The organism is Streptomyces neyagawaensis (assembly GCF_023516595.1).
GTDB classification, from domain to species: Bacteria; Actinomycetota; Actinomycetes; order Streptomycetales; family Streptomycetaceae; genus Streptomyces; species Streptomyces neyagawaensis.
The window spans coordinates 13927-38909 of record NZ_JAMGBG010000076.1 but is presented as its reverse complement, the minus strand read 5'-3'; the positions used below and the strand labels follow the sequence as shown (position 1 = coordinate 38909).

Below are 24983 nucleotides of genomic sequence, written 5' to 3'. Positions count from 1 at the left end.
CGGACCCATGGGCGTACGAGGTGAAAGACCTGGTGCACGACCGGCGTCCACGGCGTACGGACCGGGCAAGGGGCGGCTCCCCGGGGCGCGCGTGCGACCGATGGGTTCAAGCCAGTAGCGCTGGCTGGAGTCTTTGGTTCGAGCGGGCAACGCCTGGTTAGAAGACTTGGGAGTATGTCCCAGCCGGTCCAAAAACGATCGGGACCGTGCTGTGATCGTGAACACCGTGTTGTGCGGCGCCGTAGTGCTGGATACTGCGGGCAGCCGCCCCTGGTGACCGAAGCCGGACGCGGTGAGCTGGAGGGGACGGTTCGCGTGAGCGAGATACCAGCGAAGGCCACGGAGTCCACGGAGCCGAAGGGCCCGACGGACCGCGCGAGGCCCGAGGCCGCAGACGATTCCGGCCTGGGCCGCGCCACACGCGACGACGTCACGCGCGAGGGCGGAAGCGCTTCCGTCGAGGCGGGCGGCGACGCCCAGGGGCCCGCGTCCGGAAGTCGACCGTCGGTCGGCCGTCCGGCGGCGGCCGGGGATCGGGCGGCCGACGCCGTCGCGGCCGCCGGTGTCCTGGCCGGTCAGGGGCCCGGTGATCCGATGTGGCAGACCAGCCCGCCCGGCTCGATATACGACTACATCAAGGTGGCCTCGTTCTCCATCGGCCCGGACGGCCTCGTCGACCAGTGGAGCCTGCGCGCCGAGCAGTTGTTCGGGATCTCGGCCGCGCGGGCCGTGGGCATGGACCCCATTGAGGCGTTCGTCGACCCCGACCGGCGCGAAGAGGGCCAGCGGAAGATGGCCGAGGTCCTCGACGGCCGGGAGTGGACCGGAGTCGTGCCCTTCCGGATGCCTGGCCCCGAAGGGGTCGAGGGGCTCGCTGAGGTCTATGTGATGCCCACCACCGTCGAGGGCGGCGAACGGGCCGCCGTGTGCATCGTGGTGGACGTGCGCACACTGCGGCGCATCGAGACCGACCTCGCCGCCTCGCAGGCGATATTCGGCCAATCTCCTTTTGGTTTCCTGCTGATAGACACCGACCTCCGGGTGCGGCGCGCCAACCAGCGGTTCGCCTCCATCTACGGCGGCCACGTCGACGACCATCGCGGCCAGGGCGTCCACGACTACCTCCAGTCCCCGGAGGCCGAGCGGGTCGAGGCGACCCTGCGCCGGGTCCTGGAGACCGGCGACTCCATCACCGACATGCACATCTCCGGGTTCGTGCCCGGCTCCGAGGAACGCCGCCACTGGTCCGTCAACCTCTACCGGGTGCACAGCGGCACCGGCCGCCCCATCGGCATCGCCTGGCTCGGCATCGATGTGACGGCCCGCCGCTCCGCCGCCCGCGAGGCCGCCGCCGCACGGCGCAATCTCGCCCTCCTGAACGAGGCCGGTTCCCGCATCGGCAACTCCCTCGACCTGGAGACCACCGCCCGCGAACTCCTCGACGTCGTCGTCCCCAACTTCTGCGACCTCGCCACCGTCGACCTCTACCAGGGACTCCTCGTCGGCGACGAGACCCCGCCCGGACTCGCCGACGGCAGCGCCGAACTGCGCCGCGTCGCCTTCGCCAGCGCCGTCTCCGACGCGCCGTTCGTCGGCGGGCCCGCCCCGGTGCGCGTCGGCGCGGTCCACCACTACCCGTTCAACTCGCCCTGCGCGGACGCCCTGCGCACCGCCCGCCCCCAGCAGGTCCCCGAAGAGGGCAACCTCATCCAGACGACGCTCGCCGTGCCGATGGTCGCCCACGACACCGTCGTCGGGCTCGTGCAGTTCTCCCGCACCAAGGGCAGCGAACCCTTCGGGGAACGCGACCGGGCCCTCGCCGTGGAACTGGCCGCGCGCGCCGCCGTCTGCATCGACAACGCCCGCCTCTACCGGCGCGAACACGAACGCGCCCTCATCCTCCAGCGCTCCCTGCTGCCGCCGGGCGACCCCGAGGCGTCCGGCCTCGACATCGCCTGCCGTTATCTGCCGGGCAACGCGGCCACCGAGGTCGGCGGCGACTGGTTCGACGTCATCGAACTCCCCGGCCACCGCACGGCACTTGTCGTCGGCGACGTCATGGGCCGGGGCCTGCGCGCCGCGGTCGCCATGGGCGAACTCCGCACGGCCGTACGCACCCTGGCCCTGCTCGACCTCGAACCCGCCGAGGTCCTCTCCGCGCTCGACGAGATCGCCCGCGGCCTCGGCAACCCCGGCGGCGTCCAGTCCGCCTCCCGCACCGCCGCCAGCCGGCCCCGCGACAAGGACCTCTCCGAGGTGTACCTCGCGACCTGCGTGTACGCCGTCTACGACTCGGTCACCCGGCGCTGCACCTTCGCCAATGCCGGGCATCTGCCGCCCGTGCTGGTCGAACCCGGCGAGAGCGCGCTGATGCTCGACGTGCCGCCCGGCATGCCGCTCGGCGTCGGTGGTGAGCCGTTCGAGGAGGTCGAGGTCGAACTGCCCGAAGGCGCACTGTTGGCGCTCTACACGGATGGACTGGTCGAATCACGCGACCATCCCCTCGACGAGGGCCTCCAGGCATTCGTCGGCGCCCTCACCGACCCCGCCCAGCCACCGACGGGGCGCTCCGACGGCCCTCGGTCGCTGGAGGACGTCTGCGACCACGTGCTCAACACCCTCGACACCCATCACGGCGAGGACGACATCGCCCTTCTGATGGCACGTGTCCAGGGACTGCCGTCCGACTCCGTCGGCGACTGGACCCTGCCCCGTGAGCCGCGCAGCGTGGGACGCGCCCGGGAGTACGCCCGGGGCCAGTTGCTCAGCTGGGACCTCGAACCCCTGGTCGACACGGCCGAGTTGCTCGTCAGCGAGCTGGTCACCAACGCGCTGCGCTACGGCGAGGGCGAGATACGGCTCCGCCTGCTCCTCGACAGGACCCTCGTCTGCGAGGTCTGGGACGCCGGGCTCGTCCAGCCGCGCCGCCGACGCGCCCGCGACACGGACGAGGGCGGCCGGGGGCTCCAACTCGTCGGCCTGCTCTCCGCCGCGTGGGGCTCCCGCCGCACGCCCCGCGGCAAGACCGTGTGGTTCGAACTGCCGCTCCCCGGAGAAGAGGGCGGCCTCACGGACCCGGCGGAGGCGTTGCTGAGCCTGTTCTAGGGGGAGGTGACACGCGGTCCAGGGCCTGTCGTTTGGATCACGCCGACTTCGGGCCACGGCACCTTCACGCTGCCGGTGAGTGGGGCTTGGTGCGTGCAGCTGCAAGGCGGAGGAGGGCGTCAACGCGGAGCGTTGGCTACCGACGACAACGCGGCAGATGTGCGTGCCAAGCCCCGCGGCCCAGACGTGATCCCAACGACAGGACCTAGCCGAAGCTCGCCGCCCTGCGGGCGCGGGTCGCGGTGCCGCCGAAGCAGGCCGGGCCCCGTGGGGTGATCCGGCCGCCCTCCTGGGTGTCCCCGAGGAGGATGCCGCCCAGCAGCGCCCCGGCCATCCCGTCGCCGATCGGCCCCTCGTACGGCTCGCCGTACTCCCGCACGTCCTGCTCGGCCAGCCGCCAAGCCTCCCGGGCCAGGGAGTGGGCACGCCGGGCACGCTCGACATCAGCGGTCTCCACGGCGGCGACCTCATCGCCCAGGGGCACCGCCTGGTCGGCTGCGCGGTCCTCGGCGGTTTCGTCCTCCGGGGGTGCCGCCTCCCCGGCCGCGCCGTCTTCGGCGGCCTCATCGCCCAGGGGCACCGCCTGGTCGGCTGCGCGGTCCTCGGCGGTTTCGTCCTCCGGGGGTGCCGCCTCCCCGGCCGCGCCGTCTTCGGCGGCCTCATCGCCCGGGGGCACCGCCGGGGCCGCCGCGCCGTTTTCGGCGGTCTCGCGCTCCGGGGGTGCTGCCTGGTCGGCTGCGCGGTCCTCGGCGGTTTCGTCCTCCGGGGGTGCCGCCTCCCCGGCCGCGCCGTCTTCGGCGGCCTCATCGCCCGGGGGCACCGCCGGGGCCGCCGCGCCGTTTTCGGCGGTGTCGTCCTCCGGGGGTGCCGCCTCCCCGGCCGCGCCGTCTTCGGCGGCCTCATCGCCCAGGGGCACCGCCGGGGCCGCCGCGCCGTTTTCGGCGGTGTCGTCCTCCGGGGGTGTCGCTTCCCCGGCCGCGCGGCCCTCGGCGGTTTCGTCCTCCGGGGGTGCCGCCTCCCTGGCCGCGCGGTCCTCGGCGGTTTCGCGCGCCGGGGGTGCCGCCTCCCCGGCCACGCCCTCCCCGGCGGTCCTGCCCCCGGAGGGCGCAGCCTGGCCGGCCGCACCCGCCTCGGTGCTCTCGTCGCCCGGAGACGCCGCCGCGTCGGCCCGCTCGGCCCCGCCGACCCCAGACCCCTTGGCCCTCCTGTGCACTCCGGACCCCTCGGCGCCGCCAGCCCTCTCGGTCCCGTCGGCCCCAGCCCTCTCGGTCCCGTCGGCCCCAGCCCTCTCGGTCCCGTCGGCCCCAGCCCCCTCGGCCCTGTCGACCCCGGTCCCGCCCGCCCCGGCCCTCTCCGCCCCGGCCCCCTCCGCTCCGGTCGGCCCTTCCCGGAGTGCCGCCGTCTCGGCGATGGCCGCGCAGCGTTCCGCTTCTGTGAGGCGGGTTCTTGCCGTTGCTCCCACTGCCCCGCGGTGCGTGGTGACGTAGTCCCTCGTGGTGGCCACCGCGCTGCGGGCCGGGAGCAGCCAGCGGTCCTCGCGGCAGAGGGCGTCGAAGGGGTTGGCGTACGTGCCCTCGCGGGGCGCCCCTTGTTTCGCCGCGGCGGCGGCGCGCGCCACCTCCGCGGCGAGCCGCTCCACCCCCGTCACGAGGACGTCCGCCTGGTCGATGGCGCCCTCGGCGGCCCGCAGATGCGCGGCGGCCGTGAGCGGGTCGCCCGCGTAGGCGAACTGGCGGGCCCGGTTCAGCTCGGCCGTCGCGAACACGAGGCGGTCCTCCGCCTGTTCGGCGTGACCGGCGACGGGGAGCACGACGTCGGGGGCGTAGTGCGCACGGAGCCCGGCGAGGGTGGCGGCCGCCGTCGCCGTACGGCCGGTCAGCTCACGGAAGCGGGCCTCCGCGCTCTGCAGGGCCGGGACCGCGTCGCGTTCCAGGGCGCGCAGCTGGTCGAAGGCGGGCGCGGCGATGTCGAGGCGTCGCTGGGCCATCGTGCAGCGGGCGAGGATCTCCTCCAACAGGGCCCGCTCCTCGCCCGGCGGCAGCGTGCCGGTGGTCTCGTCGAGCCGCTGCCGGAGCCGGAAGGCCGCCTCCACCTCGCGGCGCGCGTCCGCCAGGGCGTCGGTGAAGGGTTGGGCCGCCACAGGGCCCGACCGGGCGACGGCGAAGCGGAGTTCCTCGGCGCTCGTACGGACGCAGTCGTCCGTCTCCACCAGCAGTCGGCGGCCCCGCTGGTGCAGGTCCGGCAACGGGGGCAGATGCTCTTCGAAGGTTCCGGTCGGCGTCGTCCGCAGCGCCGCGCGCCGCTTGCGCCGGACGAGTGAGTACGCGGCGAAACCGGCGACCACCGCGGCGACCGCGACCGGCAGGATCAGATCCGTCGCCGAACTCCCGTCGTCACCGGGCGCCGCGCCGCCCACCCCGACGACCACGGCACGCCGGGCGCCGACCGGGAACGGTGACGGGCCGACGCCGTCGGACCCCGCAGGCCCCGCAGGCCCCGCAGGCCCCGCGGACCACTCGGCGACGGTCGGGGACGCGGCCGCCGCCGCGGGCGTCCGGTGGCCCGTGTCCGGCGAGTCCGTGAACGGGACCAGCAGCAGCCAGACCAAGGCGGTCATCCCGCCGAACGCGGCGTGCGCCACCCGCACCCCTATGTGCGACGTGGCGCCGCGCGACCGGTTACTCCTCGAACGCGACGTCACATTTGGGAGCGTATGGCCGGACCCGCCGGGTCGCGACCGGGAGGAGGCAAAGACGTCCCGGACGCGGCCCGGCCGCCCGCTTCACGGTGCGGCGCCCCGGCCGCGGGCGGCGCTCAGTCCGCCGAGGAGCGCCTCCTGATCTTCGAGCCGAGCCAGACGAGCGGGTCGTACTTGCGGTCGACGGCCCGTTCCTTCAACGGGATGAGCGCGTTGTCCGTGATCCGGATGCCCTCGGGGCAGACCTCCGTGCAGCACTTGGTGATGTTGCAGTAGCCGAGGCCGTGCTCGTCCTGAGCGGTGCGCTTGCGGTCCAGGCCGGTGTCCTCGGCCGCGTCCAGCGGATGCATGTCCAGCTCGGCGACGCGCATGAGGAAGCGGGGGCCCGCGAACGCCGGCTTGTTCTCCTCGTGGTCGCGGACCACATGGCAGGTGTCCTGGCACAGGAAGCACTCGATGCACTTGCGGAACTCCTGCGGACGGTCCACGTCCTCCTGCATCATCCGGTACTCACCCGGACCGAGCCCCTCCGGCGGTACGAACGCCGGAACCTCCCTCGCCTTCTGGTAGTTGAAGCCGACGTCCGTCACCAGGTCCCGTACGACGGGGAAGGCCCGCAGGGGCGTGACCGTGATCGTCTCGTCCCGCTCGAACACCGACATCCGGGTCATGCACATCAGCCGGGGACGGCCGTTGATCTCCGCCGAGCACGAACCGCACTTGCCGGCCTTGCAGTTCCAGCGGACGGCGAGGTCCGGGGCCTGGGTCGCCTGGAGGCGGTGGATGATGTCCAGCACCACCTCGCCGTCGTTGACCTCGACCTTGAAGTCCTCCAGGCCGCCGCCCCCCACATCGCCCCGCCACACCCTGAAGTGGGCCGTGTAGCCGCTCATGACCGTGGCTCCTCGTGGCTGCTCACTCGTACAGCTCCTCTTCGGCGAGGTACTTGACCAGCTCCTCCTTGTCGAAGAGGGCGAGCAGGTCCGGGCGGATGGGATCGGTGGTCTCCCGTGTCAGGGAGATCTGGCCCGCGACGGGGTCGGTGGCCGCGAGCCCGCCCGTCGGGTCGGTGAGCCGGCACAGCAGGTTGAGCCGGCGCCAGTCGCGGTCCATCGCCGGGTGGTCCTCGCGGGTGTGGCCGCCGCGCGACTCGGTGCGCTCCAGCGCTGCCCGCGCCACGCACTCGCTGACCAGCAGCATGTTCCGCAGGTCCAGGGAGAGGTGCCAGCCCGGGTTGAACTGCCGGTGCCCCTCGACCCCGGCCCGGCGCGCCCGCACCCGGAGATCGGCCAGCTTCTCCAGGGCCTGCTCCATCTCGCCCTCGCGGCGGATGATGCCGACCAGGTCGTTCATGGCCTGCTGGAGCTCCTGGTGCAGGGTGTACGGATTCTCCGGCGGCTGCCCTTCGGGGCGGCCCTCGCCCTCGGCGGAGAACGGGCGCAGCGCCTCGGCGGCGGCCGCGTCGACCTGCTCGTCGTCCACCGGGGGCCGTGCCCCGGCGAGGCCCGTCGCGTACTCGGCCGCGTGCAGTCCGGCCCGGCGGCCGAACACCAGCAGGTCGGACAGGGAGTTGCCGCCCAGCCGGTTGGAGCCGTGCATCCCGCCGGCCACCTCCCCGGCCGCGAACAGCCCCGGCACCCCGCGCGCCGCCGCCGTGTCCGACTCGACGGCGATGCCGCCCATCACGTAGTGGCAGGTGGGGCCGACCTCCATGGCCTCCGCGGTGATGTCGACGTCGGCCAGCTCCTTGAACTGGTGGTACATCGAGGGCAGCCGGCGGCGGATCACCTCGGCCGGCATACGGGTCGACACATCCAGGAAGACCCCGCCGTGCGGGGAGCCCCGGCCCGCCTTCACCTCCGCGTTGATGGCGCGGGCCACCTCGTCACGGGGGAGCAGCTCGGGGGGCCGCCGGTTGTGGTCGGGGTCCTCGTACCAGCGGTCGCCCTCCTCCTCGGACTGCGCGTACTTCTCCTTGAAGACGTCCGGGATGTAGTCGAACATGAACCGCTTGCCCTCGGAGTTCCTGAGGACCCCGCCGTCGCCGCGCACCGACTCGGTGACGAGGATGCCCTTCACCGACGGCGGCCAGACCATGCCCGTCGGATGGAACTGCACGAACTCCATGTTCAGCAGCGGCGCCCCCGCGAGCAGCGCCAGCGCGTGCCCGTCGCCCGTGTACTCCCACGAGTTCGACGTCACCTTGAAGGACTTGCCGATGCCACCGGTGGCGATGACGACGGCAGGCGCTTCGAGGACGAAGAAGCGGCCCGACTCGCGCTCGTAGGCGAAGACCCCGGAGACGCGGCCGCCGTCCTTGAGGACCCGGGTGACCGTGCACTCCTGGAAGACCTTCAGCCGGGACTCGTACTCCCCGGTCTCCTTGTGGTCCTCCTGCTGGAGCGCCACGATCTTCTGCTGGAGCGTGCGGATCAGCTCAAGTCCCGTCCGGTCGCCGACGTGCGCGAGCCGCGGGTACTCGTGGCCGCCGAAGTTGCGCTGCGAGATCCGGCCGTCCTTCGTACGGTCGAAGAGCGCGCCCCAGGTCTCCAGCTCCCACACCCGGTCGGGCGCCTCGCGGGCGTGCAGCTCGGCCATGCGCCACTGGTTGAGGAACTTCCCGCCGCGCATGGTGTCGCGGAAGTGGACCTGCCAGTTGTCACCGGAGTTGACGTTGGCCATGGCGGCCGCGATGCCGCCCTCGGCCATCACCGTGTGGGCCTTGCCGAACAGCGACTTGCAGATCACCGCCGTACGGGCGCCCCGTTCGCGGGCCTCGATCGCGGCGCGCAGTCCGGCTCCGCCGGCGCCGACCACGACGACGTCCCACTCCTGTCGTTCGACCACGGACATCTCAAGCACCTTTTGTCGTCAGAAGAGGGTCGGGTCGTCGAACGCGCCGGACGCGAGCAGATACACGTAGAAGTCGGCGAGCGCCACGCTCACCAAGGACGCCCAGGCCAGCTGCATGTGGCGTGCGTTGAGCCTGCCGACCCACTGCCACATCCGGTAGCGCACGGGATGCTTGGAGAAGTGCTTGAGCTTGCCGCCGACGATGTGCCGACATGAGTGGCAGGAGATCGTGTAGGCCCAGATCAGCACGATGTTGATCAGGAAGACGAGCGTGCCGAGGCCCATGTGGCCCCACGCGTAGTTCTCGTCGCGGAAGGCGAGGACGGTGTCGTACGTCAGGATCCCGGCGACGACGATCGCGGCGTAGAAGAAGTAGCGGTGGATGTTCTGGAGGATCAGCGGGAAGCGGGTCTCACCCGTGTACTTCTTGTGCGGTTCGGCCACCGCGCAGGCGGGCGGGGACGCCCAGAAGCCGCGGTAGTAGGCCTTGCGGTAGTAGTAGCAGGTCAGGCGGAAGCCCAGCGGGAAGATCAGGATGATGATCGCCGGTGAGATGCCCCACCAGCTGCCGAAGATCTCCCAGTTGGGTCCCGCGTGCATCGGCTCGCAGCGCTCCGCCAGACACGGGGAGTAGAACGGCGAGACATAGGGGGCCGCGTAGTAGTGCGCGTCCGAGAAGGCCCGCCATGTCGAGTACACGATGAAGGCGAGCAGACCGGCCGCGGTGCCGGCCGGGGCCAGCCACCAGCGGTCGGTCCGCAGATGCGGTGCGGTGATCGCGGCGCGTGTACCGCTGTGCACGCCGCCGCGCTGGGGATGGGGTTCTGTGCCTGGAGGTTCCGTACCAGTGGCCAACGGGGACTCCCGGTCGGTTCTTTTCGGTTGTCGGGCGCTCGGCGTGCCGGGTGCCCGGGGTCAGGGGGCGCGGCGGTCGCGGGCGCCGAGTCCCTCGTCGTCCGAGTCCGTCCACAGCGAGTCGTCGTACGGGGTGTCGGGGATGGGGACGAGTTCGGGGTGCTTGGTCGACGAGCGGGCGACGGCCCCCTCGCGCAGCAGCGCGACGCTTTCGCGCAGGTGATCGGCGTCGGCGCGGACCCGGCGCATGTCGAGCCCACCGCTGCCGATCTGTTGTTCCAGGCGTCCCACCGACCGGTAGAGGTCGTCGAGGCAGCGCTGGACCGATGTCAGTTCATCTTGCACGGACATGACTTGCCCTCACTTCCGCGGATCGTCGAGGACCGAGGCGGCAACGTTCATGCGCCTGCGAGTGTTGCGCGTCACACGTTGCGCTGGGAAGGGATGTGCATCGATTGGCGGATTGCGGGCCTCCTCCGCACGCCTGTGCGCGCTCGGTGTGCGCCGGGGATCACCTACGGCGCATTGCGCCGCACGGGTGGCTTTTCGCTCCCCGTCGCCGTGTCTCCCTCGGTCGGTGAACCCCTTCCTCTTCAGTGTGTGGCCGTAGATGTGATCAGCTCCATATGCACCCAAAAGTGATCATAACGCCCTCCTGGTGAGGGTGCGGTCCTCCGGAGGTAGCAGTGATGTCCCACCACGGCGTCGGACCGCGTGCGGTGATGCGCTCGGTCGCCTTCCTGACCGCGGGTGTGCTCGCGGCGCCCCTGCTCACGGCCTGCGGCGAGGAGGACCCCGCGGGCAGGCCGGCGGCCGGCCCCGACATCGCGCCGGCCGCCCGTGACCGGATCGCCGACGGCGGCACCCTGCGCTGGGCCGTGGACGCCGTACCGGAGACGTTCAACACGTTCCAGGCGGACGCCGACCCCACCAGCGCACGCGTCGCCGACGCCGTCCTGCCGTCGATGTACCGCCTCGACGCCGGGGGGCGCCCCCAGGTCGACACCGACTACCTGGAGTCCGCGAAGATCGTCGAACGCGAACCCCGGCAGGTCGTGCTCTACAAGCTCCACCAGGAGGCGGTGTGGAGCGACGGCCGGGAGATCGGCGCCGCCGACTTCGTCGCCCAGTGGCGGGCCCTGGCCGGCAAGGACTCCGCGTACTGGACCGCCAGGAACGCCGGATACGAACGCATCGAGAAGGTCGAGCGCGGCGGCAACGACCTGGAGGTCCGTGTCACCTTCGCCCGCCCCTACGCCGACTGGAAGTCGCTGTTCTCCCCGCTCTACCCCAAGCAGGTGACGGGCACCCCCGACGCCTTCAACGACGGCGCCCGCAAGAAGCTCAACGTCACCGCCGGCCCCTTCGCCGTCAAGGACGTCGACCGCAAGGGCGGCAAGATCACCCTCACCCGCAACCCCCGCTGGTGGGGCCGCCAGGCCAAGCTGTCGGAACTGGTGCTGCGCGCCGTCCCCCGCGACAAGCGGGCCGAGGCGCTCGCCAAGGGCGAGGTGGACATCGCCGAGATCGACTCGTCCCAGGCGCAGCGGGTCATGCTGGCCGGCAAGGAGGCCCAGGGCCCCGAGGGCTCCGCGAGCCCGCGCGGCTCAGCCGCCCCGCAGGGCTCCCCGGAGGTAAGGGGGGCGGCGCAGGGACTCGGCGGTCCCCTCGCCGGGTCCGGCGGCACCCTCGCCCAGGGGCCCGGCGCCGCGCTGACGCCCGCGCAGTCGCTGCGGTCCTGGGCGATCGCGCACGGCTCCGACCAGAAGGCCGCCGACAAGGAGGCCGGTGCCCGGAAGAAGCGGCGGGCGGCGCTCGCCGAGTACACCGCGCAGCAGTCCGCCCTGCGTGGCTACGAGGTGCGCCGCTCCCTCGAACCGGCCTTCACCCAGCTCGCCCTCAACGGTGCCGACGGCCCCCTCGCCGACGAGCGCGTCCGCCGCGCGGTGGCCCGCTCCCTCGACCGCAAGGAGCTCGCCGGTCTCGTCCTGAAGCCGCTGGGCCTGCCCGCCGTCCCCGTCGGGAGCCACCTCGCCCTGTCCGGCCAGGCCGCCTACGCCGACAGCAGCGGTGCCCTCGGAGGCCAGGACACCGACGAGGCCCGCGCCCTTCTCGCCGACGCCGGCTGGGAGGAGGGCGGCCCGCTCCGGGAGACCGAGAAGGCCGCCGGGGCGGAGGGCGAGAAGACCGCCGGGTCCAAGGAGGAGAAGCCCGAGAAGAAGACGGAGCAGAAGTCCGAGAAGAAGTCGGACGACGAGGCGGACAAGAAGGCGGAGAAGAAGACCGGCGACGAGGACACGTACGTCGTCGGCGACGACAACAAGCCGTACGAGACCGACGACGACAGCCCGCTCGCCCGGGACGGCAGCCAGAACGCCCCCGGCGCCTACGCCCCGCGCGGCACACGGGCGCCCGGCGACGCCGCGCGGGCGCCGCTCGCCAAGAACGGCAAGCCGCTCACCCTCCGCTTCGTCCTGCCGTCGGGCCCGGGCACCGAGTCCCTGCGCACCGTCGGCGAGCGGATCGCGGTGATGCTGGAGCAGGTCGGCATCCGCACGGAGATCTCCAAGGTCGCCGACGACAGCTACTTCAAGGACCACATCGCGAACGGGCAGTACGACCTCGCCCTGTACTCGTGGCCCACCTCCGCGTTCCCCGCCACCGACGCCCGCCCGATCTACGCCAAGCCGGTCCCCGCGGCCGACGGCTCGCTGAGCGTCGAGCAGAACTACACCCGCGTCGGTACCAACCAGGTCGACCAGCTCTTCGACCAGGCGATCTCCACCCTCGACGAGTCCGAGACCCGCTCCCTGATCCGCAAGGCCGACGCCCGCATCTGGGCCGCGGCCGGCTCGATCCCCCTCTACCAGCGCCCCCAGCTCTACGCCGCCCGCCCGCACCTGGCGAACGCCGGAGCCTTCGGCTTCCAGACCCCCGTCTACGAGGACATGGGCTTCCTGAAGGAGGGCACGACGGCGTCGGAGAGCCCCGCCCGCAACTGAGTGATCGACCTCCACGTACGTTCCGACCATCGGACGCGCCGCCCCGCACGACGCAGGGCGGCGCGTCCGGTGGTCGGGGGCCGTCAAGAGGGTCTGACCTGCGGCGGAGCAGGGGGCGTCCGGGCCGGGGAGCCCTCGCTGCCGCGGGCCCGTACCATGGGGTGAGGCCGTGGCGTGTCCAGCCCGGCAGGGCCCGCGTAACACAGACGTACGCAGCAGGGCCGTCCTCACACTCCGGGAGAACGCCGCAACATGGCTGTGACCACACGTCACGACATCCGCAACGTCGCCATCGTCGCCCACGTCGACCACGGCAAGACGACCATCGTCGACGGCATGCTGAAGCAGGCCGGTGCCTTCGCCGCGCACCAGCTCGACTCGGTCGATGACCGCATGATGGACTCGAACGACCTGGAGCGTGAGAAGGGCATCACGATCCTCGCCAAGAACACGGCGGTCAAGTACCACCCGAAGGACGGCGGGGAGCCCATCACGATCAACATCATCGACACCCCCGGCCACGCCGACTTCGGCGGCGAGGTCGAGCGCGGTCTGTCGATGGTCGACGGTGTCGTGCTGCTCGTCGACGCCTCCGAGGGCCCGCTGCCGCAGACCCGCTTCGTGCTGCGCAAGGCGCTCCAGCAGCGGCTGCCGATCATCCTGTGCATCAACAAGACGGACCGCCCGGACTCCCGGATCGACGAGGTCGTCAACGAGACCTACGACCTGTTCCTGGACCTGGACGCCGACGAGGACCAGATCGAGTTCCCGATCGTCTACGCCTGCGGCCGTGACGGCGTCGCCTCGCTGACCAAGCCCGCCGACGGCACCGTCCCGACCGACTCCACCAGCCTGGAGCCGTTCTTCTCGACGATCCTGGAGCACATCCCCGCGCCGACGTACGACGACGCCGCGCCGCTCCAGGCCCACGTCACCAACCTCGACGCCGACAACTTCCTCGGCCGTATCGCGCTGCTCCGCGTCCACCAGGGCGAGCTGAAGAAGGGGCAGACCGTCGCCTGGATGAAGCGCGACGGCTCCGTCACCAACGTGCGCATCTCCGAGCTGATGATGACCGAGGCGCTCACCCGCAAGCCGGCCGAGAAGGCGGGCCCCGGTGACATCTGCGCCGTCGCCGGTATCCCCGAGATCATGATCGGCGAGACCCTCGCCGACGTGGAGAACCCGATCGCGCTGCCGCTCATCACGGTCGACGAGCCCGCGATCTCCATGGTCATCGGTACCAACACCTCCCCGCTGGTCGGCCGCGGCGGCACCGGCAAGGGCGCGGACGCCAAGGCGGCCGTGAAGGACCGCAAGGTCACCGCCCGCCAGGTCAAGGACCGCCTCGACCGCGAGCTGATCGGCAACGTCTCGCTGCGCGTGCTGGACACCGAGCGCCCCGACGCCTGGGAGGTGCAGGGCCGCGGTGAGCTGGCGCTGGCCATCCTGGTCGAGCAGATGCGCCGCGAGGGCTTCGAGCTGACCATCGGCAAGCCGCAGGTGGTCACCAAGGAGATCGACGGCAAGACGTACGAGCCGGTCGAGCGCATGACGGTCGACGTGCCCGAGGAGCACATGGGCGCCGTCACACAGCTCATGGGTGTCCGCAAGGGCCGGATGGACAACATGTCCAACCACGGCTCGGGCTGGGTCCGCATGGAGTTCGTGGTGCCCTCGCGCGGCCTCATCGGCTTCCGTACCGAGTTCCTCACGCAGACCCGCGGCACGGGCATCGGGCACTCCATCCACGAGGGCTTCGAGCCCTGGTTCGGCACCCTGCAGACCCGCAACAACGGTTCGCTCGTCGCCGACCGCTCCGGCGCCGTCACCGCGTTCGCGATGACGAACCTCCAGGAGCGCGGTGTGCTGTTCGTGGAGCCCGGCACCGAGGTGTACGAGGGCATGATCGTCGGTGAGAACTCGCGCGCCGACGACATGGACGTCAACATCACCAAGGAGAAGAAGCTGACGAACATGCGGTCCTCGACCGCTGACGTCGCCGAGTCCATCGTCCCGCCCCGCAAGCTGTCGCTGGAGCAGTCGCTGGAGTTCTGCCGGGACGACGAGTGCGTCGAGGTGACCCCGGAGGCCGTGCGCATCCGCAAGGTCAACCTGGACGCCCGCGAGCGCGCCCGCGCCGCCAGCCGCGCCAAGCACGGCTGACAGACCGTCATCCGCGGTCCCCGAGGCCCCGGTCCACCGCTCAGCGGCGGGCCGGGCCTGCGGTGTGCCCGCACATGGGGAGAGCCCGTGAAGGGACCGGGGCTCCCGGACCACTCGTGAAGGAGCGGTGGGCGAGGGCCGGCCTCACGGCCCGAACCCCTCCGCGGGCTGTCGATGCGCTGTGAAGCGCTGTTCGCATATCGGTGCTCCGGCGATCAAGTTTCGGACATGTAAACAAAAATCCTTCATCGAATGTCCGATTTGCCGGAATCCCGTCTCGCTTGTCAAGCGCGACCAGATGTCAATCTTTGCAATTTTTGCTCAAAATATGGACGGTAGGGAGATCCCTATGCCTTCCGCCCTTGACGCGCGTTGACTCACTTGGCGAAAGTTCCCCCAAAACGCAGAACCCGCCGGTAGCCGGATCTGTGCTGCGCTCAACTCTCCAACCCCCCGGGGGAAGAACACACATGACCAGTCCAACCAAGGCCGAGGGCTCCGGGCCCGCGGTCGCCTTGGACCCCGAACTGGCGGCGACCTCCGAGGTCGACAAGCCCAAGACCCTTGAGGGCCGTTCCCCCGGCCAGCTCATGTGGCAGCGTTTCAGGCGTGACCGTACCGGCATGATCTGCGCCGGGGTAGTGATTTTCTACTTCGTCCTCGCCCTGTGCGCGCCCCTGATGACGGCCCTCAGCGGGACCAACCCGTACACGCTGTACGGGCAGGACCCGACGTATGTCGACACCAACCCGATCCTGGACGACTTCGGTCTGCCGCTCGGCTACTTCGGTGGCGTCTCGGGGGACCACTGGTTCGGAGTCGAGCCGCAGTACGGCCGTGACCTGTTCGCCATGCTGATGTACGGCATGCGCACCTCGCTGTACATGGCGCTGGGCGTGACCGTGCTCCTGATGATCACCGGCGTCATCATCGGTCTCATCGGCGGTTACTTCGGCGGTCGCACCGACTACTGGATCGGCCGGGTCACCGACTTCTTCCTCGCCTTCCCGCAGCAGCTGTTCTTCATCGCCTTCATGCCCGTGGTCACGGCGTTCTTCGTCGACCCGGAGGAAGAAACCCCCACTTACTTCCGGGCGGTGGCGATCCTGATCGTGCTGTGGCTGCTGGGCTGGATGGGTATGGCCCGCCTGGTCCGCTCCACCGTGCTCTCCCTGCGTGAGCGGGAGTTCGTGGAGGCGGCCAAGGTGTCCGGCGCCTCGCCGTGGCGGATCGTCCGCAAGGAGATCCTGCCGAACGTCGTCTCGCCGATCCTGGTGCAGTTCACGTATCAGCTGCCCAGCACGATCCTCACCATCGCGTTCCTCTCCTTCGCGGGTGTCGGCTTCGTCGAGCCCACCCCGGACTGGGGACGGCTGTTCGCCGCCGGCGCCAAGTACGCCGAGCAGGACCCGGCGTTCATGTTCTTCCCCGGCCTCGCGCTGGTGATCTTCATCCTGTGCTTCAACCTCCTCGGAGACTCCGTACGGGATGCGTTTGACCCCAAGTCCGGGCGCTGATCGTCCATTGGTGGGGGGTGGCTGCCGCCCCCGCGTCGGCCTACCAGCCGCGTCAGGCAGTACTCATGGATAACAAACGACAGGTAGGTGCATACACCGTCATGAAGTCGCTCACCTCGCGCAGAGCGCGCGCCATAGTGGTCGCCGTCGCGGCCGGCTCCCTCGTGCTCACGGCGTGCTCGGAGAACAAGGGCAACACCTCGGGGACCGACTCCAAGAAGGACCAGAAGAAGGCCGCCCAGCAGTCGAAGGCCATCACCTACGCCGACGCCGCCGCGTCGACGGGTCCCGCGGCGGAGGTGGCCGGCGCGAAGAGCGGCGGCACCGTCGAGGTCTACCAGGAGGCGGGCCTCTCGCACCTGGACCCGGGCCAGATCTACGTCTCCGACGGTGGCCAGGTCGCCAACCTGATCTTCCGCGGGCTGACGAACTTCCAGGAAGACAGCAAGGGCAACATGTCCGTCGTCGGTGACATCGCCACCGACGCCGGCAAGTCGTCCGACGGTGGTAAGACCTGGACGTACACGATCAAGGACGGCATCAAGGACCAGAACGGCAACGAGATCACCTCGGCCGACGTCCGCCACACCGTCGAGCGCATGTACGCCGAGTTCATCTTCGACGGCCCGAACTACCTGCAGACCTGGCTGAGCGGTCCGAAGTACCGCGAGGCGCTGAAGGACGGCGGCTTCGGCAAGAAGCACCTGCCGGCCTCGGTCCTGGACACCCCGGACGACAAGACGGTCGTCTTCCACTTCGACAAGCCGCGTCCGGACCTTCCGCAGATGCTGGCCATGTCGGGCTACTCCATCGTCCCGGAGAAGACCGACACGAAGGAGAAGTACGACAAGGCCCCGGTCTCCCTCGGCCCGTACAAGATCTCCGAGTACAAGGTCGGCAAGGCCCTCAAGCTGGTCAAGAACGACCAGTGGGACCCGAAGACCGACTCCGTGCGCCACCAGTACGTGGACGGCTGGAACTTCGACTTCGGTGTCACCGAGTCGACCCAGACCAAGCGTCTGATCGCGGACCAGGGCGCCTCCAAGAACGCCATCCAGTTCACCGGCAGCGTCGAGTCCACCCAGATCCAGGACGTCATCACCGACCCGGCCGTCAACAAGCGCACCATCAAGGGCTACCAGCCCTACGTCATGGTGCTGAACTTCAACCTGGACCGGGTCAAGAACAAGAAGGTCCGCGACGCCGTCACCTACGCGGTGAACTCCAAGTCGCTGATCGCCGGTGAGGGTGGCGCCTACGGTGGCGACCCGGCCCCGAACCTGTTCGCCCCGACCCTGCCGGGCTACGAGGCCAAGTACGACCCGTACGGCCGTCTGAAGACGCCGTCCGGCAACATCGAGATGGCCAAGAAGCTCCTGAAGGACGTCCCGGCGTCCGAGAAGAAGCTGGTCTTCGCCTACCGCAACACCGAGAACGAGCAGAAGCGCAAGGTCGCCCTCGAGGACGCGCTGTCCAAGGTCGGCATCGAGGTCGTCGGCAAGGAGATCGACGCCGCGAGCTTCTACGAGCAGATCGGCAAGGTCAAGAACTCGTACGACATCTACGTGACCGGCTGGGGCCAGGACTGGCCGTCCGCGGGCACGGTCGTCACCCCGATCTACGACGGTGACCAGATCGCCGACGGTTCGCCGAACTACTCGCACGTGAACGACCCGAAGGTCCAGGAGCTGATCAAGAAGGCCCTCTCCGAGGAGCCGACCGCGGCCCAGAAGACCTGGCAGGAGGCGCACCACTACATCCTGGAGAAGATCAACCCGGCTGCTCCGCTGTGGTACGCCAAGCAGTTCCAGCTCTACGGTTCGAACATCGGCGGTGCCCGCTACAGCACCGAGTCGAGCTACATCGACGTCAACAACCTGTTCCTGAAGTCGTAACTCCCTACGGCTGATCGCGGGGGTGCGCACCAGGCGGAGCGCATCCCCGCGGTTCCGTGAAACCGTCCACCCTCTCTGCAGAGAGCAGCCTCCCCGCCATGCTTCAGTTCATCATCCGGCGCCTGGCCGGTGCCGTCGTCACCTTGTTCCTGATCGGCGCCGTCACGTTCTTCCTCTTCATCGCCGGGCCGTCCGACTACGCCTCTCTGGCCTGTGGCAGGGACTGCTCCCCGACGAGGATCGCGGACATCCGCGAGGCGCTCGGCCTCAATCTGCCGGTCGCCACGCAGTTCTGGCAGTTCATGTCCGGCATCGTGATGGGCCGTGACTTCCCGGACGGCCACTGCGCCGCCCCGTGCCTCGGCCAGTCGTTCTACTCGGGCGACATGGTCTGGGACACGATCATCGACCGCTTCCCGACCACCCTCACGCTGACCGTCGGTGGCACGATCTGCTTCCTGATCTTCGGTGTGGGTGCCGGCATGGTCTCCGCCTTCCGGCGCGGTTCCACGCTCGACAAGGTGGCCACGGGCTCGTCGATGGTGCTCAGCTCCTTCCAGATCTACTTCCTCGGCCCGATCGCGCTGACGGTCCTCGTCTACAGCACGGGCTGGATGGAGGACCCGAAGTACGTCCCCATCAGCGAGGACCCGGTCGGCTGGTTCGTCGGGATGTCCATCCCGGTGGTCGTGATGGCCACGATCTTCACCGCGCAGTACACGCGTATGGCACGCGCCTCCATGATCGAGCAGCTCGCCGAGGAGCACGTACGCACGGCTCGGGCCAAGGGCATGACGAAGAAGTACGTCTTCTTCCGCTACGCCTGGCGCGGCTCGCTCATCCCGATCGTCACGGTCCTCGGCATCGACATCAGCTCCATGCTGGGCGGCGCCGTGGTCACGGAACTCACCTTCTCGCTGCAGGGCATCGGCCGCCTGGCCGTGAACGGCGCCATGACGAGGGACCTCCCCCTGACGATGGGCGTCATGATGTTCGGGGCCTTCTTCATCCTGATCGTGAACATCCTCACCGACATCGCGTACGCCTGGATCGACCCGCGCGTCCGGCTCTCCTAGGAAGAACGAACCACCGTGACCACACTGACCAAGACCGAGGACGCCCCGGCCCCGACCGGGCCCGAGAGCTTCCTCTCGGTCCGTGACCTGCGGGTGCAGTTCTCCACCGAGGACGGCATCGTCAAGGCCGTCGACGGGCTCTCCTTCGACGTCGAGCGCGGCAAGACCCTGGGCATCGTGGGTGAGTCCGGCTCCGGCAAGTCCGTCACCAACCTGTCGATCCTGGGCCTGCACAACCCGAGGACCAGCACCATCGACGGTGAGATCCTGCTCGACGGGCAGGAACTCGTCACCGCCACCGACAAGGAGCTGGAGCAGCTCCGCGGCAACAAGATGGCGATGATCTTCCAGGACCCGCTGACGGCCCTGTCGCCGTACTACACGGTGGGCCGGCAGCTGTCCGAGCCGTTCATGAAGCACCGCGGCGTCTCCAAGAAGGAGGCCAAGGACCGGGCCATCCAGATGCTGGAGAAGGTCGGCATCCCGCAGCCCAAGGTGCGCTTCGACGACTACCCGCACCAGTTCTCCGGCGGTATGCGCCAGCGCGCGATGATCGCCATGGCGCTGATGTGCGACCCCGACCTGCTGATCGCCGACGAGCCCACGACCGCGCTCGACGTGACCGTGCAGGCCCAGATCCTCGACCTGCTCAAGGACCTCCAGCAGGAGTTCGGCTCCGCGATCATCTTCATCACCCACGACCTCGGCGTCATCTCCAACATGGCCGACGACCTGCTGGTGATGTACGCGGGCCGCGCGGTGGAGCGCGGCAGCGTCAAGGAGGTGCTGCGCACGCCCCAGCACCCCTACACCTGGGGCCTGCTCAGCTCGATGCCGCGCCTCGACGGCGACATCCACGAGATGCTGACGCCGATCCCCGGCTCGCCGCCCTCGCTGCTCACCCCGCCCCCCGGCTGCCGCTTCCACCCGCGGTGCGCGTTCAAGGACGAGGTCGCCGGCACGCTGTGCAGCGACACCCGTCCGCCGCTCGCCGACGGCCGCGCCGCCGCGTGCCACCTGACCGCGGAGCAGAAGCAGACCATCTTCATCGACAAGATCCAGCCCCGGCTGCGCTAGGGAGAACCGAGATCATGAGCGACAACCTCACCCTCCCCGCACAGCAGGGCCCCACCGACTCCTCGACGGAGACCCTCCTCGAGGTGCAGGGGCTCACCAAGCACTTCCCCATCTACGGCGGCTTCCCGATCAAGCGCAAGGTCGGCGCCGTGCAGGCCGTCGACGGTGTCGATCTGACCGTCGGCGTCGGCGAGAGCGTCGGCCTGGTGGGCGAGTCCGGCTGCGGCAAGTCGACCACCGGCCGGCTGATCACCCGGCTGCTGGAGCCGACCGCCGGCAAGATCAGCTACATGGGCCAGGACATCACCCACGCCTCGCGCAGGCAGCTGGCGCCGGTGCGGTCCGAGATCCAGATGATCTTCCAGGACCCGTACTCCTCGCTGAACCCGCGGCAGACCGTCGGCTCCATCATCAAGTCGCCGATGGAGGTCAACGGGATCGAGCCCGAGGGCGGCCAGGAGAAGAAGGTCCGCGAGCTCCTGGAGCTGGTCGGCCTCAACCCGGAGCACTACAACCGCTTCCCGCACGAGTTCTCCGGCGGCCAGCGCCAGCGCATCGGCGTCGCCCGCGCCCTGGCACTGAACCCGAAGCTGATCGTGGCGGACGAGCCGGTCTCCGCGCTGGACGTGTCGATCCAGGCGCAGGTGGTGAACCTGCTGCAGAAGGTGCAGCAGGAGCTGGGCATCGCCTTCCTGTTCATCGCCCACGACCTCGCGATCGTCCGGCACTTCTCGCAGCGCGTCGCGGTCATGTACCTCGGCAAGGTGGTCGAGGTCGGCGACCGTGACTCCATCTACAACCGGCCGCGCCACCCGTACACCCACGCCCTCCTCTCCGCGGTCCCCGAGGTCGCGGTCGACGACGAGGCCGGGGACAAGGAGCGGATCCGTCTCTACGGCGACGTCCCCTCCCCGATCTCCCCGCCGTCCGGCTGCCGCTTCCGCACCCGCTGCTGGAAGGCGCAGGACAAGTGCGCCAGCGAGGAGCCGCCGCTGCTGCAGATCTCCGGCAACCGTGACGGCCACCTGACGGCCTGCCACTTCCCGGAGGACCCCACCACGGAGGCCCGCGCCGAGGACGTCGTGCTCGACCCGGCGCTGAAGGCGCTGGAGAAGGACACGGCCGACGACGCCGAGTCGAAGCCGGCCAAGGACTGACGGCCGACCGATCCAGGGGCCCGGGGGCGGAGTTGCACGACTCCGCCCCCGGGCTGTTTCGTCTTTCCACGGCGAATGTCCACGGCGAAGTCGTCTGTACGGGGGTGGCGAGCAGGTGCGACGCGTGACGGAGGGCCGGACGGCCGAGGCCGTTCTGTTCGATGTGGACGGGGTGCTGATCGACAGCGCCGATGCGCACAGCCGGGTCTGGCGGGCCTGGGCGCGACAGCGGGGGCTGGACCCCGAGGCGGTGTGGGCGGCGACACAGGGGCGGCGCCGGGCGGACATCCTGCGGCTGGTGGCGCCCGAGCGGGAGCCCGCCGAGGAGCACCGGGCACTGGACCGGCTGATGGCCGCCGAGGAACCCGGCTTCCGGGCCTTCGCCGGGGCCGCCGAACTGCTGCGCGCGCTGCCGGCGGGCCGCTGGGCCGTCGTCACCTCCAGCCGCGCGGAGCCCACCCGGGCCCGGCTCGCCCGCACGGGGCTGGTCGTGCCCGGGGTACGGGTGTGTGCCGAGGACGTCTCCGAGGGCAAGCCGTCGCCGGAGGGGTACCGCACCGCGGCGGCCCGGCTCGGCGTCGATCCGGCCCGCTGTCTCGTCGTCGAGGACGCGCCCGCCGGCGTCGCGGCGGGCATCGCGGCCGGCTGCACCGTCTACGCGGTGGCCTCCACGCACGCTGCCCGGGAACTGGGCGCGGCCCACGCCTGTTTCGGGTCGCTGGCGGAGGCCGCGGAGGCCGTGCTGCGCGCGGTGGCCGGGAGCGGAACCGGGACCGGTGAGGACGGCGTGGTGAAGGACGTAGCCGATGCGACGTCGACGTCACGCGTCACCGAGGAGTGATCCGTCCATGTCCGAACCCGACGAGCTGCGCGACCACGACCTCTCCCTGCTCCCGGAGGACACCGCGCAGGACCTGGACTTGGCCGAGGGCATCCTCGGTCTGCTGACCGGCTGGTCGGCGGAGCGGCTGCGCCTCGCGCGGGAGGCCGCCGAGCCGGACCCGGAGCAGGTGGCCCGCTGGACGGCCGACAGCGAGAGGTACGCCGTGCTGCTGCGGCGCGTGGGCAGGATGAGCCCGCCGGAGCTGCGCGGTGTGGTCGAGGAGCTGGGGCCGGTGGCCCGGCGGGCCGTGGAGGAGGGCCGGTGACCGACGGGCGGCCGCCGGGCACGGCCGGGGAACCGAAGGCCCCCGACCCCCTGCTGCACGCCCTGTCGCCCGAGCGGCACGCACAGGTCTACCGGGACGTCGTCGCGCCCGCCGTGCTGGTGGGAGAGGCGTCCACCCGGCCGAAGGTGACCGTGCTGGGCGGGCAGCCGGGGTCCGGGAAGTCCAATGTCGCGCGGGCGCTGATCGGCGACCGGGACGTCGCGCGGATATCCAGCGATGCCATTCGCGAACTCCACCCGAAGTGGCCCGAGCTGCTGCGCGCGGACGACACCACCGCGGGCTTCCACACCCACCACGACGCCCGCGCCTGGGTCGAGACCGCGATCGGCGACGCCGTCGACCGGCGGCTCGACGTGCTCTTCGACACCGCCCAGGACGACCCCGAGCGCACCCGCCGTCTGCTGAACCGGTTCCGTGAGGCCGGGTACGAGATCGACGTGGTGTTCGTGGCCGGCGGCTCCGCGCTCAGCCGGCTGGGGGTGCTGGAGCGGTACCACACCGACCGGATGGCCCAGGGCGGCGCCCGTTTCGTGGAGGACCCCGACCGTTCCTTCCCCGGCGTGCTCGCCAGCGCCCGGGTCATCGACGGGGAGCGGCTGGCGGACTCGGTGACCGTCTACCGCCGCGACGGCACCGCCCTGTACCGCAACACGCTCGGCGCCGACGGCGACTGGACGCGGCCCGTCGGCACGGATGCCGCGCTGCGCACGGAACGCGAGCGCGGCTGGACGCGGGCCGAGTCGGAGTGGTTCGCCACCACGGCCGAGAAGCTCGCCAAGGTGAAGCCGGAGGAACTGGGCGAGCCCCTCCGGCCGCGCTGGCGGGGGCTGGTGTCGGACGCGATCGCCGCCGCCCGGCCGTACGCCGACCCGGCGGTGGCCGACCGGCTGTCCCGGCTGAGGACGAGCCTGGGGGCACCGGCCGCCCAGGGCCCCGGAATCTCCTCGGCGGCGACCATGCGATCACCGGGGACCACCGCGAACCGCCCCCAGGGGACGACCGCGCCACAGGCAACGCCGGGCGCCCGACCCCCCGACCGCCCGACCACACCGCCCCCACCCCCGACCCCAGGACCGCCCCGAAGCCGCTGAGTCGGCCAGGTGTCCGGGCGAAGAGGTGAGGGTGGCCGGGCGAAGAGGTGAGGGTGGCCGGGCGAAGAGGTGAGGGAGGCGGGCTGACCGCAGAGGCGACCGCGCGGGAAGCGGATGCCTGACAACGGCCCTTGGCGGGCGCCGGGGTGAGCGGGGTGGGCTGGCCGCGGTGGTGACGGCGCGGGAAGTGGGTGCGTGACTCCGGTCCCCGGCCGGGGGGCCACCGCCCGACGAGACGATCGCCGCGCCCCACTCGTGGGCACCGCCTACCCCGCGCATCCCCGTACCCCGCCCGCGTCCACCGCACCCCCCGGCCCCTACGCCAGTCGTACCCTCGGGTCGATCACCGCGTACACCGCGTCCACCACGATGTTCGCCACCACGATCGCGGTCGCGGCGACCAGGACCACGCCCAGGAGGAGGGGGAGGTCGTTGTCGCGTACGGCCTTGATGGACAGGGCTCCGATGCCGTGGAGGCCGAAGGTCTCCTCCGTGATGATGGCGCCGCCGAGGAGGTAGCCGAGGTCGAGGCCGAGGATGGTCACGATGGGGCCCATCGCGCCGCGCCAGGCGTAGCGGAAGAAGACGGTGCGGCGGCCCAGGCCCTTGGCGCGGGCCGTGCGGACATAGTCCTCGGCGAGGGTCTCGACGAGCTGGGAGCGGGTCATCCGGGTGTAGTTGGCGGTGAAGATGAGCGCCAGCACCAGCCAGGGCAGCAGCAGCCCCTTGAACCAGGCGGCCGGGTCCTGGGTGAAGCCGACCGCGTCGGAGGGGCGGGGGAGCAGCCGCCACTGGTCGGAGAGGTAGTACATGGCGACCACCCCGACGATGTAGATCTGCAGCGACGAGCCGACCAGGGACGCGGAGGACGCGATCTTGTCCAGTGCACGGCCCTGCCGGACCGCCGCGACCATGCCGGTGCCCACCCCGAACAGCACGAACACGACCGCGCTGCCGAGGGAGAGGGAGAGCGTGGTCGGGAAGCGGTCGGTGATCAGGCCGAGGACCGGCTCGTGGTTGGTGAAGGAGTAGCCGAGGCAGGGCGCGGGGCACCGGCCGAGCCCGGTGTAGTCGCGGCCGACGAACAGGGCCGTGAGCCAGTGCCAGTACTGCACCGGCAGCGGATCGTCGATCCCGAGGTTGTGCCGGACCAGGGCGAGCGTCTGCGGGGTGCACAGCTTGCCGCAGGCGGCGCGGGCGGGGTCGCGCGGGGCGACGTAGAAGAGGGCGAACGTGAGGGCGCTGATGACCAGGAGGATCAGCAGCGCGCTCAGCGTCCGGCGTGCGACGAAACGGAGCATGGCCGACCGGGATCCTCGGGC

The 24983-nt window shown here is 70.8% G+C and carries 17 protein-coding genes; 11 read left to right on the top strand and 6 right to left on the bottom strand.

Going from position 1 to position 24983, the window contains the following annotated elements; genetic code table 11:
- Positions 1-315 precede the first annotated feature (315 nt).
- Positions 316-3105, top strand: a complete 2790-nt coding sequence (locus tag M8J73_RS28510) for a SpoIIE family protein phosphatase (protein ID WP_372504031.1) — start codon at positions 316-318, stop codon at positions 3103-3105.
- Between the two features lie 205 nt (positions 3106-3310).
- Here the strand turns inward: M8J73_RS28510 and M8J73_RS44955 are convergent, their stop codons facing one another.
- The 5 genes from M8J73_RS44955 to M8J73_RS28475 all read right to left on the bottom strand — a co-directional run bounded on the left by M8J73_RS44955 (position 3311) and on the right by M8J73_RS28475 (position 9862).
- A complete protein-coding gene (locus M8J73_RS44955) occupies positions 3311-5806 on the bottom strand; it encodes a hypothetical protein (RefSeq protein ID WP_283947081.1) in 2496 nt (831 codons plus the stop codon).
- A 113-nt stretch (positions 5807-5919) separates the two neighbouring features.
- Entirely contained in the window at positions 5920-6696 is a 777-nt protein-coding gene (locus tag M8J73_RS28490) for a succinate dehydrogenase/fumarate reductase iron-sulfur subunit (protein WP_055543386.1), read from the bottom strand.
- Positions 6697-6718: 22 nt separating this feature from the next.
- Positions 6719-8656 carry a fumarate reductase/succinate dehydrogenase flavoprotein subunit gene (locus M8J73_RS28485; RefSeq protein WP_249829249.1) on the bottom strand — a complete coding sequence of 646 codons (1938 nt, stop codon included), beginning with the start codon at positions 8654-8656 and terminating at the stop codon, positions 6719-6721.
- 18 nt (positions 8657-8674) lie between these two features.
- Positions 8675-9511 carry a succinate dehydrogenase subunit SdhC gene (sdhC, locus tag M8J73_RS28480; RefSeq protein ID WP_055540189.1) on the bottom strand — a complete coding sequence of 279 codons (837 nt, stop codon included), beginning with the start codon at positions 9509-9511 and terminating at the stop codon, positions 8675-8677.
- Positions 9512-9571: 60 nt separating this feature from the next.
- The gene (locus M8J73_RS28475; RefSeq protein WP_055540190.1) at positions 9572-9862 is read right to left on the bottom strand and encodes an Rv0250c family protein; all 291 of its coding nucleotides are present in this window, start codon (positions 9860-9862) and stop codon (positions 9572-9574) included.
- Between the two features lie 338 nt (positions 9863-10200).
- Here M8J73_RS28475 and M8J73_RS28470 point away from each other — a divergent pair, with 338 nt between their 5' ends.
- The 10 genes from M8J73_RS28470 to M8J73_RS28425 all read left to right on the top strand — a co-directional run bounded on the left by M8J73_RS28470 (position 10201) and on the right by M8J73_RS28425 (position 23661).
- Positions 10201-12513: an ABC transporter family substrate-binding protein gene (locus M8J73_RS28470; RefSeq protein WP_249829248.1), complete on the top strand. Its 2313-nt coding sequence runs from the start codon at positions 10201-10203 to the stop codon at positions 12511-12513.
- 258 nt (positions 12514-12771) lie between these two features.
- On the top strand, positions 12772-14679 hold the full coding sequence (gene typA, locus M8J73_RS28465; RefSeq protein WP_055536916.1) for a translational GTPase TypA: 1908 nt from the start codon (positions 12772-12774) through the stop codon (positions 14677-14679).
- Positions 14680-15149: 470 nt separating this feature from the next.
- Positions 15150-16196, top strand: a complete 1047-nt coding sequence (locus tag M8J73_RS28460) for an ABC transporter permease (protein ID WP_055536908.1) — start codon at positions 15150-15152, stop codon at positions 16194-16196.
- Positions 16197-16297: 101 nt separating this feature from the next.
- Positions 16298-18091, top strand: coding sequence for an ABC transporter substrate-binding protein (locus tag M8J73_RS28455; RefSeq protein WP_206187747.1), 1794 nt, complete (start codon positions 16298-16300; stop codon positions 18089-18091).
- 98 nt (positions 18092-18189) lie between these two features.
- A complete protein-coding gene (locus tag M8J73_RS28450; RefSeq protein ID WP_055536910.1) occupies positions 18190-19167 on the top strand; it encodes an ABC transporter permease in 978 nt (325 codons plus the stop codon).
- Between the two features lie 15 nt (positions 19168-19182).
- Entirely contained in the window at positions 19183-20244 is a 1062-nt protein-coding gene (locus M8J73_RS28445) for an ABC transporter ATP-binding protein (protein WP_055536911.1), read from the top strand.
- A 14-nt stretch (positions 20245-20258) separates the two neighbouring features.
- Entirely contained in the window at positions 20259-21401 is a 1143-nt protein-coding gene (locus M8J73_RS28440) for an ABC transporter ATP-binding protein (protein ID WP_055536912.1), read from the top strand.
- Positions 21402-21525: 124 nt separating this feature from the next.
- Positions 21526-22242: an HAD-IA family hydrolase gene (locus tag M8J73_RS28435; protein ID WP_240500914.1), complete on the top strand. Its 717-nt coding sequence runs from the start codon at positions 21526-21528 to the stop codon at positions 22240-22242.
- A gap of 7 nt (positions 22243-22249) precedes the next feature.
- A complete protein-coding gene (locus tag M8J73_RS28430) occupies positions 22250-22549 on the top strand; it encodes a hypothetical protein (RefSeq protein ID WP_055536914.1) in 300 nt (99 codons plus the stop codon).
- On the top strand, positions 22546-23661 hold the full coding sequence (locus tag M8J73_RS28425) for a zeta toxin family protein (protein ID WP_249829247.1): 1116 nt from the start codon (positions 22546-22548) through the stop codon (positions 23659-23661). The genes M8J73_RS28430 and M8J73_RS28425 overlap by 4 nt, the downstream gene beginning before the upstream one ends.
- A 317-nt stretch (positions 23662-23978) precedes the next feature.
- On the opposite strand, the gene M8J73_RS28420 is transcribed toward M8J73_RS28425, so the two are convergent.
- Positions 23979-24962, bottom strand: a complete 984-nt coding sequence (locus M8J73_RS28420) for an ABC transporter permease (protein WP_055539296.1) — start codon at positions 24960-24962, stop codon at positions 23979-23981.
- Between the last annotated feature and the right edge of the window lie 21 nt (positions 24963-24983).

Coding starts and splice junctions, on each gene's coding strand:
- M8J73_RS28475 (WP_055540190.1), bottom strand. CDS start 9,862: ATGTCCGTGCAAGATGAACTGACATCGGTCCAGCGCTGCCTCGACGAC.
- M8J73_RS28455 (WP_206187747.1), top strand. CDS start 16,298: ATGAAGTCGCTCACCTCGCGCAGAGCGCGCGCCATAGTGGTCGCCGTC.
- M8J73_RS28460 (WP_055536908.1), top strand. CDS start 15,150: ATGACCAGTCCAACCAAGGCCGAGGGCTCCGGGCCCGCGGTCGCCTTG.
- M8J73_RS28490 (WP_055543386.1), bottom strand. CDS start 6,696: ATGAGCGGCTACACGGCCCACTTCAGGGTGTGGCGGGGCGATGTGGGG.
- M8J73_RS28450 (WP_055536910.1), top strand. CDS start 18,190: ATGCTTCAGTTCATCATCCGGCGCCTGGCCGGTGCCGTCGTCACCTTG.
- M8J73_RS28420 (WP_055539296.1), bottom strand. CDS start 24,962: ATGCTCCGTTTCGTCGCACGCCGGACGCTGAGCGCGCTGCTGATCCTC.
- M8J73_RS28470 (WP_249829248.1), top strand. CDS start 10,201: ATGTCCCACCACGGCGTCGGACCGCGTGCGGTGATGCGCTCGGTCGCC.
- M8J73_RS28430 (WP_055536914.1), top strand. CDS start 22,250: ATGTCCGAACCCGACGAGCTGCGCGACCACGACCTCTCCCTGCTCCCG.
- M8J73_RS28440 (WP_055536912.1), top strand. CDS start 20,259: ATGAGCGACAACCTCACCCTCCCCGCACAGCAGGGCCCCACCGACTCC.
- M8J73_RS28485 (WP_249829249.1), bottom strand. CDS start 8,656: ATGTCCGTGGTCGAACGACAGGAGTGGGACGTCGTCGTGGTCGGCGCC.